Below are 16072 nucleotides of genomic sequence, written 5' to 3'. Positions count from 1 at the left end.
ACAGTAAGTGAAAAGTAGAAAGCGAGTGGTGCAACAAAAAATAACGTGTGGATACGAATCCTGTCTGGCAAAAAAAAATCTTGCAACAATAGTAACAAATAGATTTTCCGGCTTCTGGGGCATTTAGGTTCTTGGGCGATACTGGCAGCTAGGAGTCCTGCCAACTTCAATGTTAAGCATAGATCAATGTAGTATTTACGTAGAAGGCGTCTAAAAAGGGCGCCTTCTTTCGTTTTGTATCTACCTGTAGAGTCTATCGGTTTTAGGATGTTACTCTGCGACCAATGGTTGATAGCAGTAGTTTATCCATTTGGGGTCATAAATAAGGGGATTATTGTATTTAGGTTCGTTGTTTGGGCCTGACGAAGTTGTTTTCAGGAGCTTTTTCGACCATTTTCTCAGGTTATGCCCTATACACATCAGGGCGAACTCAATATCGACCTTTTCAAGCCCCCTCATGGTTAACCTGTTGAATCTGTTGTTGCTTTTCATCTGTCCGAAGACCGCCTCCACTTCTATGGGGCGTTTACTCCGGTGGTACTTTCCTGTTTCCGATGTTAGACGTTCGCGTGCCCTGGTCTTCAGTTCGTTCAACCGGTGGTTGACTTCGATGATCCTGTTTCCCTGCGCTTTATGGCACTGCCCCGAAGCGGGCAGCCTTCACAGCGTTCGGCCCTGTAATAGCTCACCCGGGAACTATATCCATTGGTGCTTTTGCGTATTCCCTTACCGGCAAACTCCATCTTCTGTCCCATCGGGCACACATAGAAGTCCTGCTCTTTATGATAATACAGGTTCTGTAATAGAAAAGGATTGTTCCTCTGGTTGCGTTTCTGCTCTTTGTGGAAGTAATTATATTTCACGTAACCTTCTATGTTCTTTGATTCCAGCATTTCATAGTTCTCTTCACTTCCGTAACCGGCATCGGCCACCACCACATCGCTCTGCCTGTTATATTGATCTTCGAAGCTATCAAGATGGTCTTCCAATGTGGTGGTATCGGTGCTTGTCTGGTGGATACTGTAGTGGGTGATGAACTGTTCTTCCGTACTGATCTGCGTGTTGTAGGCCGGTTTGAGCTGCCCGTTCTGCATGTGGTCATCTTTCAGCCGCATGAAGGTGGCATCTTCATCGGTTTTGCTGTAACTGTTCCTTTCCCCCAGTGTAGCCAATTGCTTTTCGTACTTTTCCAGCCTTGGAAGATGTTCTTCCCGCAGCTTTTTAAGCTGTTTTTGGGTAGGTTTTGCTGTTGCTTTGAGCTTTTCGTTCAGTAAAGAAAGTCTGTCCCTGAGCTCATTGCTCTTAATAGGTTTGGGTGTTTCATCCCTGCCCAGTTCCGATTGGTCCTGTTTTATCTGTGATTCAATGTCCGAGAGGACCGACTGTATTTTATTTTCCAGTTTTGCTTTGTTCTTTTCCACCGAACCTTTCCATACAAAAGTTAACGGCCTGCCGCCGATTCAATCTTTGTACCGTCTATGTACTGGACCTTTAGGCTTACATAGCCCAGTTCGGCAAGCAAACGGACAACATCGGCAAAAAGGGAATGGATATGCCCTTTAAGTCTTTTGCCACGGAAGTGGTTGATCGTTCGGTAATCCGGTGCACTGTGGCCCGAAAGCCACATGAAATAGATATTCTCCTGTAAGGCCTTTTCTATCCTGCGGCACGAATAGATGTTGCCCAGATAGGCATAGAACAGCACTTTGATCATCATACGCGGATGGAAACTGCTCGTGCCGCCACCTTTGTACTGTCCTATGATGTGGTCGATGTTCAGTCTGTCAACCACTGCATTTACCAGACGTACCGGGTGGTTCTCTGGGATCTTTGCAAAAATATCTTCCGGAAACAGGCTCGGACTGTTGGACGGTAATGCTTTGAATAGTATGTTTGCCATATTGTTTGGGTGCACCTAAAAATAACTGTTTTTTAGGACAAAAAATAAAAATCCCCGACACTTTTTCAGTATCGGGGATCTTCTATTAATAGGGCTTTTTAGACAGCTCCTCTGTTAATCCCCTGTTAAACCTCTGTTTAATAGCTATAATATAAGAAATCAGCTAAACTCAGGGATGTACGTTGTTATATGAGAAGGGTATATCCAGATTATATCCCATGGTCTGCTGGGGGCGATCTAATGGTGAAAAAATAATTTATTTGATTTACAGTGATTTGCGGATCTGGGTCAAAAAAAAGTGGGGAAGTATTTGGCGGTACGGTATAAGTGCGTATCTTTGCACTCCGCAAACGAAGGGATGCGGTTGTTTTTTGAGGTTTCCGGGGTCTTGGGGTGTTTTTTGGGGAGTTTTCCCCTGTGGGCCGGGCCGGGAAAAAAAAAACAGAAAAAATATTTTGCGGGTACGGAAAAGTTTTCTACCTTTGCAGCCCCGGAAGGGGGATTGATGTACCTGGGGCTTTGATGGCCGAGGGATACAGCGGAAGCCGAAGCGCGAAGCGGGGGCGTAAGAGTTCTTTAATAGAAGAGAAATGATTCATGTAGCGCAGCGGGGTTCGCACCGGTCGGGTCGGAAGACAAGAAAAGATCGGGGCCGCCTCGCTACAGAGGAGAGGGTCCGGATCGCGAACATTCATTATACAATGGAGAGTTTGATCCTGGCTCAGGATGAACGCTAGCGGCAGGCCTAATACATGCAAGTCGGACGGGATCCGGGGGTAGCTTGCTACCTTCGGTGAGAGTGGCGCACGGGTGCGTAACGCGTGAGCAACCTGCCCATTCCAGGGGGATAGCCCGGAGAAATCCGGATTAACACCGCATACGACCGTTTCACCGCATGGTGCTACGGTGAAATATTGATAGGGAATGGATGGGCTCGCGTGACATTAGCTGGTTGGCGGGGTAACGGCCCACCAAGGCGACGATGTCTAGGGGCTCTGAGAGGAGAATCCCCCACACTGGTACTGAGACACGGACCAGACTCCTACGGGAGGCAGCAGTAAGGGATATTGGTCAATGGAGGCAACTCTGAACCAGCCATGCCGCGTGCAGGAAGACGGCCCTACGGGTTGTAAACTGCTTTTGTACGGGAATAACCCCCTTTACGTGTAAAGGGCTGAATGTACCGTAAGAATAAGGATCGGCTAACTCCGTGCCAGCAGCCGCGGTAATACGGAGGATCCGAGCGTTATCCGGAATTATTGGGTTTAAAGGGTGCGTAGGCGGCATGCTAAGTCAGGGGTGAAAGACGGTGGCTCAACCATCGCAGTGCCTTTGATACTGGCGTGCTTGAATGTACTTGAGGTAGGCGGAATGTGGCAAGTAGCGGTGAAATGCATAGATATGCCACAGAACACCGATTGCGAAGGCAGCTTACTAAGGTATGATTGACGCTGAGGCACGAAAGCGTGGGGATCGAACAGGATTAGATACCCTGGTAGTCCACGCCCTAAACGATGAACACTCGATGTCGGCGATAGACAGTCGGCGTCCAAGCGAAAGCGTTAAGTGTTCCACCTGGGGAGTACGCCCGCAAGGGTGAAACTCAAAGGAATTGACGGGGGCCCGCACAAGCGGAGGAGCATGTGGTTTAATTCGATGATACGCGAGGAACCTTACCCGGGCTTGAAAGTTAGCGGCGTGGCCAGAGATGGTCATTCCCTTCGGGGCGCGAAACTAGGTGCTGCATGGCTGTCGTCAGCTCGTGCCGTGAGGTGTTGGGTTAAGTCCCGCAACGAGCGCAACCCCTGTGGATAGTTGCCAGCATTTAAAGGTGGGGACTCTATCCAGACTGCCTGTGCAAACAGTGAGGAAGGCGGGGACGACGTCAAGTCATCATGGCCCTTACGTCCGGGGCTACACACGTGCTACAATGGCCGGTACAGAGGGCCGCTAGACCGCAAGGTCATGCCAATCTCGGAAAGCCGGTCACAGTTCGGATCGGGGTCTGCAACTCGACCCCGTGAAGTTGGATTCGCTAGTAATCGCGTATCAGCAATGACGCGGTGAATACGTTCCCGGGCCTTGTACACACCGCCCGTCAAGCCATGAAAGCTGGGGGTACCTGAAGCATGTAACCGTACAGGAGCGTGTTAGGGTAAAACCGGTAATTGGGGCTAAGTCGTAACAAGGTAGCCGTACCGGAAGGTGCGGCTGGAATACCTCCTTTCTGGAGTGCCCGCCGGTGCACCCGCTGCGCCATGAAGATTTCTTTTGAAGATACAGAACAGAATTAGGAAAGAGGAAGCAGTACCCTCCCCTACCGGGGTACCGGAGCAGAAGAGAAGAAGAGTGCAGTCCCGTAGCTCAGTTGGTTAGAGCACTACACTGATAATGTAGGGGTCAGCAGTTCAAATCTGCTCGGGACTACCAGACGGGGGATTAGCTCAGCTGGCTAGAGCACCTGCCTTGCACGCAGGGGGTCAACGGTTCGAATCCGTTATTCTCCACGATTTCCGGTGATTGTACCGGGATAGAAGTTCTTTGACATATTGGAAGAAAAAAAACACGAGAGAAGACAACAGCAGGGCCGTGCCTTTGGTGCACGGCCCGGACAAAGGCATCCCGGCAGGCGCAAAAGGCTGCCGGGAGAAGAAAGTAAGAAAGGGCACACGGGGGATGCCTAGGCTCTCAGAGGCGAAGAAGGACGTGATAAGCTGCGATAAGCGCCGGGGATCTGCAAATAAGAGCCGATCCGGTGATTTCCGAATGGGGAAACCTGGCATGTTGAAGACATGCCGTATATAACGCGAACGCGCTGAACTGAAACATCTAAGTAGGCGCAGGAAGAGAAAATAACAATGATTTCCTGAGTAGTGGCGAGCGAAAGGGAAAGAGCCCAAACCGTTGCTGTTACGGCAGCAGCGGGGTTGTAGGACCGCGACGTGGTACAATCCGAAGAAGTGGAAAGGTCTGGGAAGGCCTGCCGTAGAGCATGAGAGCTGCGTACACGTAATGGAGATTGACCTAGCGGGATCCTGAGTACCGCGGGGTCGGAGACGCCCTGTGGGAATCCGGCGGCACCATCCGCCAAGGCTAAATACTCCTGAGAGACCGATAGTGAACCAGTACCGTGAGGGAAAGGTGAAAAGAACCCCGAACAGGGGAGTGAAACAGAACCTGAAACCGTGTGCTTACAAGCGGTCGGAGCCGGCAGGTCCGGTGACGGCGTGCCTTTTGCATAATGAGCCTACGAGTTACTCTTCACTGGCAAGGTTAAGTGGTTAAGCCACGCAGCCGAAGCGAAAGCGAGTCTGAACAGGGCGCAGAGTCAGTGGAGGTAGACGCGAAACCTTGTGATCTACCCATGGGCAGGTTGAAGGTGCGGTAACACGTACTGGAGGACCGAACCGATAAACGTTGAAAAGTTTCCGGATGACCTGTGGGTAGGGGTGAAAGGCTAATCAAACTGGGAAATAGCTCGTACTCCCCGAAATGTTTTTAGGAACAGCGTGGACATGTAGTCTGACAGAGGTAGAGCTACCGATTGGGTGCGGGGGAGTCACATCCTACCAAATCCAGACGAACTCCGAATACTGTTCAGATATGGTCTGCAGTGAGGCTCCGGGTGCTAAGGTCCGGGGCCGAGAGGGAAAGAACCCAGACCACCTGCTAAGGTCCCCAAGTGTGTGCTAAGTTGAACTAACGAGGTCCGGTTGCCCAGACAGCTAGGATGTTGGCTTGGAAGCAGCCATTCATTTAAAGAGTGCGTAACAGCTCACTAGTCGAGCGGCCGGGCGTGGATAATAAACGGGCATCAAGCACACCACCGAAGCAGTGGGATATATGAATATATCGGTAGGGGAGCATTCCATCGGGGGCGAAGCGGAGCGGCGATGCGCCGTGGACCTGATGGAAAAGCAAATGTAGGCATAAGTAACGATAAGGCGGGCGAGAAACCCGCCCACCGAAAGACCAAGGTTTCCTGATCAACGCTAATCGGATCAGGGTCAGTCGGGACCTAACGCGAAACCCGAAAGGGGAAGTGGATGGACAACCGGTTAACATTCCGGTACTCTTTATAACTGCGATGTGGTGACGGAGCAGTGACACTGCCGCGCACTGACGGAATAGTGCGTTGAAGGCTTTAGGTACAGGACCGGCAGGCAAATCCGCCGGTACTGCTGAAGGCCGATAGTACGGCAAACCTTCGGGGGCGCCGATAGCGCAGGTAATCAGACTTCCGAGAAAACCCGCTAAGCTCCAGGTTATAAAGACCCGTACCGCAAACCGACACAGGTGGTCGAGGAGAGAATCCTAAGGTGCTCGAGTGAATCATGGCTAAGGAACTCGGCAAAATGGCCCTGTAACTTCGGGAGAAGGGGCGCTTCCTCAAGCGATTGAGAAGCCGCAGTGAAAAGGCCCAGGCGACTGTTTAACAAAAACATATGGCTTTGCCAAATCGAAAGATGACGTATAAGGCCTGACACCTGCCCGGTGCCGGAAGGTTAAGAGGGGATGTCAACCTTCGGGTGAAGCATTGAATCGAAGCCCCGGTAAACGGCGGCCGTAACTATAACGGTCCTAAGGTAGCGAAATTCCTTGTCGGGTAAGTTCCGACCTGCACGAATGGTGTAACGATCTGGGCGCTGTCTCGGCCATGAGCTCGGTGAAATTGTGGTATCGGTGAAGACGCCGGTTACCCGCAACGGGACGGAAAGACCCCATGAACCTTCACTATAGCTTAACATTGGTACTGGGTGCAGGATGTGTAGGATAGGCGGGAGATATTGAAGCGCGTTCGCCAGGATGCGCGGAATCGCCCTTGAAATACCGCCCTTTCTGTATCCGGTTCCTAATCCGCTATTTGCGGAGACATTGTTTGGTGGGTAGTTTGACTGGGGTGGTCGCCTCCAAAAAGGTAACGGAGGCTTTCAAAGGTAAGCTCAGTACGCTTGGTAACCGTACGCGGAGTGCAATGGCAAAAGCTTGCTTGACTGTGGGACATACAGGTCGAACAGGGTCGAAAGACGGACATAGTGATCCGGTGGTTCTGCATGGAAGGGCCATCGCTCAAAGGATAAAAGGTACTCTGGGGATAACAGGCTGATCTCCCCCAAGAGCTCATATCGACGGGGAGGTTTGGCACCTCGATGTCGGCTCGTCACATCCTGGGGCTGGAGAAGGTCCCAAGGGTTCGGCTGTTCGCCGATTAAAGTGGCACGCGAGCTGGGTTCAGAACGTCGCGAGACAGTTCGGTCCCTATCTGTTGTGGGCGTTGGAAGTTTGAGCGGGGCTGACCTTAGTACGAGAGGACCGGGTTGGACCAGCCGCTGGTGAATCTGTTATGCCGCCAGGTGTACCGCAGAGTAGCTATGCTGGGAATAGATAAGCGCTGAAAGCATCTAAGTGCGAAACTAGCCGCGAGATGAGACTTCCTTACAGGGCCGTAGCAGACTACTACGTCGATAGGCGGCAGGTGTAAAGGTAGAGATACCATAGCCGAGCCGTACTAATAGCCCGAAGCTTTCTCAAGCAGGGAACAGGGCTGTTGTCTTCCCGTATTTTTTTCTTCCGGTATATGTCTATATAAGGTATTCAGGTGCCTATATCGGCGGTGTCCACCTCTTTCCATCCCGAACAGAGCAGTTAAGCCCGCCAGAGCCGATGGTACTGCGGTAACACGTGGGAGAGTAGGTCGGTGCCCATTTTCACAGCCCCGCTGCACGTGCAGCGGGGCTTTTTGCGTTAACGGGCCCCCGCTGCCCCAACGTTCCCTCCCCCCGGGGCAGGGGCCCCTCATTCCCCCGCGGAAAAGAAACCGGCCAGGGAGGCCATATAGACCCGGTCCCATCCGTGGGCGATGTCACCGTGGTCCCCGACGGGTATGTTCGTGTGCGTCAGCTCCAGTGAAGTTGTAGGGGGGCTCCTGATCTGCTCGGTTAGTTGGGTTTTGTGATGCTCCGTATCCCTTTAGGTGTACATGCAAATCTAGCAGTATAAAATGAGATGACATTGATACTGTAAGTAGCTCAATAGCGGTGTGTTAACAAATAGTTTAATGGTGGTGATTAACTAATCAGAAGAGGGTAAATGTACGCTTAAGGAATTCGTTATGACTTTCCTTTTCCTCAAAAGCGTGTGAAGTGAAAGGGCGTCATCATTTATATATAATAACGCCCTTTTGATGTAATGGTAGTTTATTTAATAAAATGTTTTAACTGCACAATTTCTTTTTCTTCAAGATATCTCCAGCGCCCTCTAGGTAGATCCTTTTTGGTAAGGTTAGCATAAATTACCCGATCTAACTTAAGTACATCGTAACCTAATGATTCAAAAATACGCCTTACAATCCTATTCTTTCCACTGTGAATTTGAATGCCAACCTCTTTTTTACTGGCACCAACCACATAACTTATATCATCTGGTTTAATAAAACCGTCTTCTAACTCTAATCCAAAGCCTATTTTATTGAAGTCGCCTTGCGTTAGGTTTTTGTTTAACTCTACCTGATAGATTTTCATTATACTATTTCTTGGATGAGAGAGTTTCTCCGCCAAGTTTCCATCATTGGTGAGTAACAATAAACCAGTTGTGTTCCGGTCTAAACGTCCTACGGGATAAATACGTTCTTTAGAAGCTTTTTCTACTAAGTGCATAACCGTACGGCGTTCTTGAGGATCGTCTGTGGTCGTGATATAATCTTTTGGTTTATTGAGTAAGACATAAACCATTTTTTCTCTTTTAAGTTTTTCTCCATTGTAACGAATTTCATCCTTTGCCACATCTACCTTTGTGCCTAATTCGGTTACGACAGAACCATTTACTGTAACTACACCAGCCTGTATCAATTCATCTGCTTTTCGGCGAGAACAAATGCCCGCGTTGGCTATATATCTGTTAAGGCGAATCAGCCCGTTATCTTCTCGTTCTTTCGAAAAATTGCTATCATTTACTCTACTGCGGCTTTTGCCGAAGCTTTTTTTATAGGTATTTGAAGGGCTATACTTCCGATCGTCAGCGTCTTTATCTTTATAATCTTTATGAGAAAGTCTTTTAGATGATTTAAAATAGGAGCTTTCATTTCCTTTCTTTTTCCAAGAATCCTTATAATCACTCTTAAAAGAATCATTTTTAAAAGACTTTTCTGTAGCTTCGCTCTCATTACGTTTTCTACCCGGCCGGCTATCACCTTTATGAGTATCTTTACTTTTGTAACCAGATGTTCCCTTGGAAAAAGATTGTTTTTGAGAGGTGGATTTGTCGTCCCGACTGTTCCTTTTGTTCCTGAATGGCATAATTTTTTTTGTACGTATGATGTGTGCGCAAAGATACTTAAAAATGTTGATAAATAGTTGTTTGTGGATTGTTTTAGAAAAAAAACAGACCTAAAGTATAGTTAAAATCTTTCGCTTTTGCAAATGGTTTTTTGTAACTATTTGTATTTTAAGTAAATAATTTGTATATTTGCAACCGCTTTTTTGCTTAACCAAAACAGAGAGGTAAAAAAATGATAAAAAAACACCTATGTACTTGCATGGTGGTTTTATTAGCTTTGGTTCTTTCAAAGATGTTTATCTATAGTACGCCTATAAATAAGGAAGCTAAAAATACCATTCCGTCCGGTACACTAAGTGTTGTAGAAGCTGTCAAAAAAGAGACAGGTTATTCAACATTGAATTTTGCAGATGAATATTTACCAACTGGGGATGTAAATATTGAGAAGAAGATAAAACGTTCTTTAAAGGCTTATTCTTTTGAAAAGTTGAGAACATATAAGTTACATAAAAATGCAAAAGCTTGGTTCCCGATAATTGAGCCGGTTCTGGAAGAATACAACATTCCCGAAGATTTCAAATATATACCTTTAGTTGAAAGTGGTTTAATAGAAGGGACTTCTCATAGAGGAGCATCTGGTTTATGGCAATTTATGCCTGCGACTGCTCGTGCTTTTGGCTTGAAAGTGAATGGTGCGGTAGATGAAAGACATGATGTACAGAAGTCAACTGTTGCGGCGTGTAAGTATCTAAATGCACTTTATAAAGAGTTTGGTAATTGGACATTGGTTGCAGCAGCGTATAATGTAGGAAGTGGAAGCTTGCGAAAAACTATACGCATGCAAAATCAAGATGATTATTATCAGCTAAAGCTCAATAAAGAAACGAGTAATTATGTGTATAAGCTCATCTCTACCAAGGAAGTAATTGAAAATCCGTGGGATTATGGTTATAAGATAGAAAAGAGAGATACAAAATTAGCCTTGGAAGATGTAGCTAACGCTAATGAGAATAACCAGATGTGATCGCTTTCCGTAGAAATGCAAGAAGAATAGGCTGAGTTCTAGATTTAAATAGGACAGCTTCATAGAGAAGCGAATAATAGATACCTGTTATTCGCTTTTCTTTTTTCTGACGTTATGCTGAAGATTTGATTTTTAATAAAATTGAGTGATTACCATATAAGTAAGCCTAACGTAAATTTATTAATGCAGATTGGGGTTTTTAATGTAGAGATGGGGTTAGCTGTTTATTATACGGGTTTTTAGACCATTTTCAAAAGTTGTTATGAGTTCCAATTACGGACAATTTTGTCTAAGTTTGTATTTGTCTAGCAACTCCATTTGTTAGAGTTGAGTTAGGGCATAAAGCTATTTTTTGTATATATACATGAACGATAAATTACCCGTTGATTTAGGTGATCAAAGTGAACTGGAAGTATTTGGCGCTAGGGTGCACAATCTTAAAAATATAGATGTTGTTATTCCAAGAAATGAATTAGTTGTTATTACCGGATTAAGTGGCAGTGGGAAATCTTCGTTGGCATTCGATACGATTTACGCCGAGGGTCAACGTAGATATATGGAGACCTTTAGTGCTTATAGCAGACAATTTATGGGGGGAATGGAACGGCCAGACGTTGATAAAATTGCCGGACTAAGCCCTGTCATAGCTATTGAACAAAAAACAACTAGTAAAAATCCACGGTCTACTGTCGGTACAATTACGGAGGTATATGATTTTTTGCGACTATTATATGCGCGAGCAGGACAGGCATTTTCTTACGTTACGGGGAAGAGAATGGAACGCATGTCGGAAGACCAAATAGTTGATCAGATATTAAACCAATTCAATGGTGAATCTATTAATATTTTAGCGCCATTGATTAAGGGACGTAAAGGACATTATCGGGAATTGTTTGAACAAATCAGAAAGCAGGGATATGTTAAGGTAAGGGTCGATGGTGAAATTGTTGATTTGACGCCGAAGATGCAGGTCGATAGATATAAGATACATGATATCGAGATGGTTGTCGACAGACTTCTTGTAAGTGAAAAGGATAGGAAACGTTTGCACACGTCCTTACAACAGGCAATGAAGGCAGCAAAAGGGATTATCAAAATAAGTGATCAAGGTAACAAAGAATATTTCTTTAGCCGTTATTTGATGGATCCAGAAAGTGGAATATCATATGATGAACCCCAACCAAACACATTTTCTTTCAATTCTCCGTACGGTGCCTGTGAAAAATGTGATGGTTTAGGTTATACCTTTGAAATCGACGAGCAATCAGTAATACCTGACCCGAAAATAAGTATACTAAAGGGGGGGATCGCCCCTTTAGGAGAGTATAAGGATAATTGGACTTTTCAACAGTTAAAGGCCCTGGCTAAGAAGTACGAATTTTCGCTGTCTTCTCCAGTAGAAAGTTTGTCTGCGCAACAATTGGATATATTGCTTAATGGTGCACCTGATTTAATTACAGTGCCTGTTACCTATAATAAATGGAATGTTAAAGAGTATAAGGTTAGTTTTGATGGTATATTTAAGTTGTTAGAGGAACATGCGGAAAAGAAGAGTGACGATTTAGACCTTTTCCGTGCAAAGAAAACTTGCCCGGTATGTAATGGTGCTCGACTTAAAAGAGAGCCACTTCATTTTAAAATCGCTGGAAAAAACATTTTCGATTTAGCCTCAATGGATATTGCTTCTTTATCCTCTTGGTTTGATCATGTTGACGCTAAATTAGACGAGCGGCAAAAAATAATAGCCGAAGAAATTTTAAAAGAATTAAGAAGCAGACTACGTTTTTTATTAAATGTAGGGTTAAGCTATCTAACTTTAAACCGTACTGCAAAAACGCTTTCGGGGGGAGAAGCTCAGCGGATACGGCTAGCCACTCAGATAGGTTCGCAGTTGGTAAATGTGTTATATATTTTGGATGAGCCAAGTATAGGCCTTCATCAACGTGATAATGAAAGGTTGATAGAAGCGTTAAAAAACCTACGTGATATTGGAAACTCTGTATTGGTAGTTGAGCATGATAAGGATATGATTCTTGAAGCGGATCACGTTATTGATATGGGGCCAAGCGCTGGATTAAACGGTGGTTTAATTGTGGCACAAGGTACGCCTTCACAAATAAAAAACGCTGAAACATTGACAGCGGATTATTTGAATGGAAAAAGGGAGATCCGTGTGCCAGCAGTTAGGCGGTCTGGTAATGGACTCAAGCTTCGATTGGAAAATGCAAATGGCAACAATTTAAAAAATGTAACAGTGGAGTTCCCACTAGGAAAATTATTGGCGATTACCGGTGTATCAGGAAGTGGAAAATCTACCCTTATCACGGAGACCTTGTATCCTATTCTAAACCATCATTTTTTCCGAGCAAAGAAAATACCTATGCCCTACAGAACGATTGATGGGTTAAATCATATAGACAAAGTTATTGAAATCGATCAAACACCTATTGGGCGGACACCGAGATCAAACCCTTCTACCTATACAGGTGTTTTTTCTGATATAAGGAGTTTGTTTGTTCAGCTTCCGGAAGCGAAAATTCGAGGGTATAAACCTGGACGGTTTTCGTTTAACGTGAAAGGGGGACGATGTGAAGTGTGTCAGGGAGCGGGAATGAAAGTTATTGAAATGAATTTTCTACCCGATGTACAGGTGCCTTGCGAAGCATGCAATGGGAAGAGGTATAATAGGGAAACGCTGGAAGTAAGGTATCGTGGTAAATCTATTAGTGATGTGTTAAATATGAGTATTGATGAAGCAGTTCCTTTTTTTGAATCAATACCGTCAATATACAGAAAGATAAAGACTTTGCAAGATGTTGGACTGGGATATATTACTTTAGGACAATCTTCCGTAACTTTGTCTGGAGGTGAAGCGCAAAGAGTTAAGTTGGCTACTGAATTATCTAAAAAAGATACGGGAAATACTTTTTATATACTTGACGAGCCTACAACTGGCTTGCATTTTGAAGATGTTAATGTTTTATTGGGGGTGTTAAACCGTTTAGTAGATAGGGGTAATACAGTGCTGGTGATCGAACATAACTTAGATGTTATAAAAGTGGCCGACTGGATTATTGACTTAGGTCCGGAAGGGGGGGCTGCAGGGGGAAATGTGTTATTTAGCGGAACTCCTGAGGAGATGTTGAAAAATCGGAAAAGTGAGACTGCCCGATTCTTGAAGGCCGAATTAAATTAAAAGTTAAAGGAGGAAATCTTATGATTGTAATTGATAAATTAGGTGTTGCCGATAAGATTACGGAGCAGTTGGAGACGATATTTGACCCAGAAATCCCTGTGAATATTTGTGAGTTAGGCTTGATTTATGAAGTAAACACAAAGGAAGACGGTACCGCAAAGATTATTATGACCTTGACAGCTCCTGCTTGTCCGGTAGCGGGAGAACTTTTGGATGAGGTACAAAGAAAAGTAGCAGGAATTGACGGCGTAAAAAATGCTTTAGTGGAGCTTACTTTTGACCCTAAGTGGGATAAAAGTATGATGAGTGAGGAAGCTCGTTTGGAACTGGGTTTTATGTAAACGCCAGTGGTCAAATGCAGGAGGCAAGTAAGACTAGCCTTGTACTAATAGTTAATGTGATAAGTTTAATTTAAGTTTCCTTATCTGAAGATAGCTGTTCTTTGTTCGCTTCGGCCTCAGCTTCCAAAGCTTCAAGCGTTTTTACCGGCTGTTTGTTTTTCGCGTATAATCCCCCGCCAAATATTCCGTGCCATATGTTTCTCGATTCTTTGGTTAAGATAGGAGCCACGATTGCCAGTATCAAGACGTAGACTACTACGAAAGATTGAATGATAGGATTCAGACCGCCTGCCTTTCCAATATTTGCCATGATAATAGAAAACTCTCCTCTAGCGGCTAACGTAAAACCTATGTCAAAGGATGTCTTTGTTTTTAAGCCAGCAAACCGCGAGGCAAAATAACCAGAAGCAACATTTCCAATAATTGTGACGACAGCAGCTATAGTGGCCCATACCACGGCGCCGCTAAGGGTGAAAGGATCGATAGAAAGTCCGAAACTAAAAAAGAACATTGCGCCGAAGTAATCCTTATAAGGGTATACCATTTGCTCTATTCGTTTGATGTATTGAGAATCCGCAAGAACTAGCCCTGCCATGAGTGCTCCGATCGCCTCGGCAACGTGAATGGTTTCGGAAAATCCAGCTACCAGGAAAAGTAATGCGAAGATGATTAAAATAAAAATTTCAGAAGATTTGACATTTAATATTCTGTCGATATAAGGAACTAATCTTCTGCCTAAGATCAAGAATATGAGGATAAAACCTAATGCGAGCAAGGAAGTACTGGCTACCGTCCAAAATGACCCGCCGCCAGTTAGCACTAAACCTGATAAAAAAGAGATATGCATGGCAATAAATAAATCATCAAACATGATCATCCCCATGATAACTTCTGTTTCTGCGTTTGCAGTTCGTTTTAAATCCGTTAACACTTTTGCTACTATCGCAGTGGAAGAACTGGTCATGATTCCACAAAGAATCATCATTTCTGCAAATGGAAGGTCCATCAACCATCCTACTACAAGACCAGACGTAAAATTTAAGGCAACGTAGATAGATCCTCCCGATACGATTGCTTTTCCCGACTTTAGGAGTCGGCCAACAGAAAATTCAAGACCTAAATAGAAAAGCAAAAACAGCACTCCCAGCCTACCCATGAAATCAATGAAAGGTTTACTTTCGGTGAATTGTAAATCGACAATTCCTAACTTTGGTGCATGATCCCCCAAAACCATACCTATTAAAATAAAAAAGGGTATGACAGAAAAACGAAGTTTATTGGCAACGGCTCCAACGAAAGCTACAAGGCCAACGGCAATTCCTATTTCTAATATAAGGGTCTCTGTATGCATATACTCACATGGTTAAAAAAAAATAGGATCAGTGTTAAACGGTTTGATAACCTCGAAGAAGTTCCTTTAAAGCTTTGATATTGCTGCGCTTTCCCGCAACAACTAATGTAGTGCCAGGAGTAATTTTGTAATCGGGACCTGGGTTTATTATGCTCTCTTCATCCTTTATCGCCGCAATGATAGACGCTCCGGTTTTTTGCCTAACTTCAAGCTGACCAATAGTTTGCTGATTGATTAAAGCCTTGTCTTCTACCTTTAACCATTCAATCACCAAATCATTAACGGCAAGCTCCATAGTTTCCAGAGCTTTTGGCTTATATGATAGCCCTCCGATTATACCAGCGATTTGGCGAGATTCCTCGTCATTGAGTGTCATCACACATTTTGACTCGTTTTCTTCCTCGTCTAATCGGTATAATTCACGGTTCCCGTCATCATGGATAACCACCACCATATTGTCACCTGCTCCAGTTACAATTTGGTATTTTTTACCTATACCAGGTAAGTCACTTTCCCTAACGATAGACATTTTTGACTTAAGTTTAATTTAATAATAAATCTTAAATGGTGTGTTCTACACCAAGCTACTCCTTTTTTGACAGCTCGAATTGGAATCGTTCCGCCTTATCCAAATAGTAAAGAATATACATCTAGATGTATACTTTTTACAAATGAATTGCAAAGTTACAGAATTTATCTTAGGTTTGAGGCGACTTGTTAATAACAATTACTCAGATTGAGCACTTAGTGGTTTCTCTTAAGGAGAATTAATAAGGAACCGTGTGAGAATCACGGGCTGTCGCGCAACTGTAAGCATTCTCCCAATAATAATGGGATAGGTTTTACATACCACAGTCACTGTTCCAATGGAATGGGAAGACGTAAAACGGACGAATGCAAGCCAGGAGACTTGCCTTTAAGTAGTTTGACAGGCTTTCGCGAATAGAAGCAATGTCAAGGCCCAAAATAGAGCAAACCTTTCCAA

The 16072-nt window shown here is 44.7% G+C and carries 7 protein-coding genes, 2 tRNA genes, 3 rRNA genes, 1 pseudogene and 1 riboswitch; of the genes and pseudogenes, 9 read left to right on the top strand and 4 right to left on the bottom strand.

Translation table 11 applies throughout. The annotated features are described in order from the left end of the window. Window positions 1–378 precede the first annotated feature (378 nt). Window positions 379–1900, bottom strand: a pseudogene (locus H8S90_RS26350) (IS1182 family transposase); the annotation flags it as partial. Between the two features lie 298 nt (window positions 1901–2198). Between H8S90_RS26350 and H8S90_RS25880 the strand changes: the two are divergent. From H8S90_RS25880 to rrf, 6 genes are all read left to right on the top strand, one after another. Continuing rightward, window positions 2199–2423, top strand: a complete 225-nt coding sequence (locus tag H8S90_RS25880; protein WP_187340617.1) for a hypothetical protein — start codon at window positions 2199–2201, stop codon at window positions 2421–2423. Window positions 2424–2598: 175 nt separating this feature from the next. After that, window positions 2599–4127, top strand: a 16S ribosomal RNA gene (locus H8S90_RS25875). 126 nt (window positions 4128–4253) lie between these two features. Beyond that, window positions 4254–4330 (top strand) — tRNA-Ile (locus H8S90_RS25870). A 3-nt stretch (window positions 4331–4333) separates the two neighbouring features. Next, a tRNA-Ala gene (locus H8S90_RS25865) sits at window positions 4334–4407 on the top strand. Between the two features lie 142 nt (window positions 4408–4549). Next, window positions 4550–7432, top strand: a 23S ribosomal RNA gene (locus H8S90_RS25860). Window positions 7433–7495: 63 nt separating this feature from the next. Then, window positions 7496–7607 (top strand): 5S ribosomal RNA (gene rrf / locus H8S90_RS25855). Together the 16S, 23S and 5S rRNA genes with 2 tRNA genes alongside form the textbook arrangement of a ribosomal RNA operon. A 490-nt stretch (window positions 7608–8097) precedes the next feature. On the opposite strand, the gene H8S90_RS25850 is transcribed toward rrf, so the two are convergent. After that, complete coding sequence (locus H8S90_RS25850; protein ID WP_187340616.1) at window positions 8098–9195, bottom strand: pseudouridine synthase; 1098 nt, start codon at window positions 9193–9195, stop codon at window positions 8098–8100. Between the two features lie 212 nt (window positions 9196–9407). On the opposite strand from H8S90_RS25850, the gene H8S90_RS25845 reads away from it, so the two are divergent. The 3 genes from H8S90_RS25845 (at window position 9408) to H8S90_RS25835 (ending at window position 13736) form a co-directional block, all read left to right on the top strand. Beyond that, window positions 9408–10199: a lytic transglycosylase domain-containing protein gene (locus H8S90_RS25845; protein WP_187340615.1), complete on the top strand. Its 792-nt coding sequence runs from the start codon at window positions 9408–9410 to the stop codon at window positions 10197–10199. A gap of 364 nt (window positions 10200–10563) precedes the next feature. Beyond that, complete coding sequence (gene uvrA, locus H8S90_RS25840) at window positions 10564–13395, top strand: excinuclease ABC subunit UvrA (RefSeq protein ID WP_187340614.1); 2832 nt, start codon at window positions 10564–10566, stop codon at window positions 13393–13395. A gap of 20 nt (window positions 13396–13415) precedes the next feature. Further along, complete coding sequence (locus H8S90_RS25835; protein ID WP_187340613.1) at window positions 13416–13736, top strand: iron-sulfur cluster assembly protein; 321 nt, start codon at window positions 13416–13418, stop codon at window positions 13734–13736. Between the two features lie 70 nt (window positions 13737–13806). Here the strand turns inward: H8S90_RS25835 and H8S90_RS25830 are convergent, their stop codons facing one another. Together H8S90_RS25830 and H8S90_RS25825 are read right to left on the bottom strand one after the other, a co-directional pair. Next, window positions 13807–15087, bottom strand: a complete 1281-nt coding sequence (locus tag H8S90_RS25830) for a cation:proton antiporter (protein WP_187340612.1) — start codon at window positions 15085–15087, stop codon at window positions 13807–13809. A gap of 34 nt (window positions 15088–15121) precedes the next feature. Beyond that, entirely contained in the window at window positions 15122–15616 is a 495-nt protein-coding gene (locus H8S90_RS25825) for a cation:proton antiporter regulatory subunit (protein ID WP_187340611.1), read from the bottom strand. Between the two features lie 202 nt (window positions 15617–15818). Next, a riboswitch (cobalamin riboswitch) is annotated at window positions 15819–16020 on the top strand. Window positions 16021–16072: the final 52 nt, after the last annotated feature.

The organism is Olivibacter sp. SDN3 (assembly GCF_014334135.1).
GTDB lineage: Bacteria > Bacteroidota > Bacteroidia > Sphingobacteriales > Sphingobacteriaceae > Olivibacter.
The sequence above is the reverse complement of the archived record's forward strand: the minus strand, read 5'-3'. Positions and strand labels throughout refer to the sequence as shown.

Bases quoted from the DNA above. Each gene is read 5' to 3' on its own strand.
- H8S90_RS25825 (WP_187340611.1), bottom strand. From the start codon at position 15,616: ATGTCTATCGTTAGGGAAAGTGACTTACCTGGTATAGGTAAAAAATAC.
- H8S90_RS25845 (WP_187340615.1), top strand. From the start codon at position 9,408: ATGATAAAAAAACACCTATGTACTTGCATGGTGGTTTTATTAGCTTTG.
- H8S90_RS25830 (WP_187340612.1), bottom strand. From the start codon at position 15,087: ATGCATACAGAGACCCTTATATTAGAAATAGGAATTGCCGTTGGCCTT.
- H8S90_RS25835 (WP_187340613.1), top strand. From the start codon at position 13,416: ATGATTGTAATTGATAAATTAGGTGTTGCCGATAAGATTACGGAGCAG.
- H8S90_RS25850 (WP_187340616.1), bottom strand. From the start codon at position 9,195: ATGCCATTCAGGAACAAAAGGAACAGTCGGGACGACAAATCCACCTCT.
- uvrA (WP_187340614.1), top strand. From the start codon at position 10,564: ATGAACGATAAATTACCCGTTGATTTAGGTGATCAAAGTGAACTGGAA.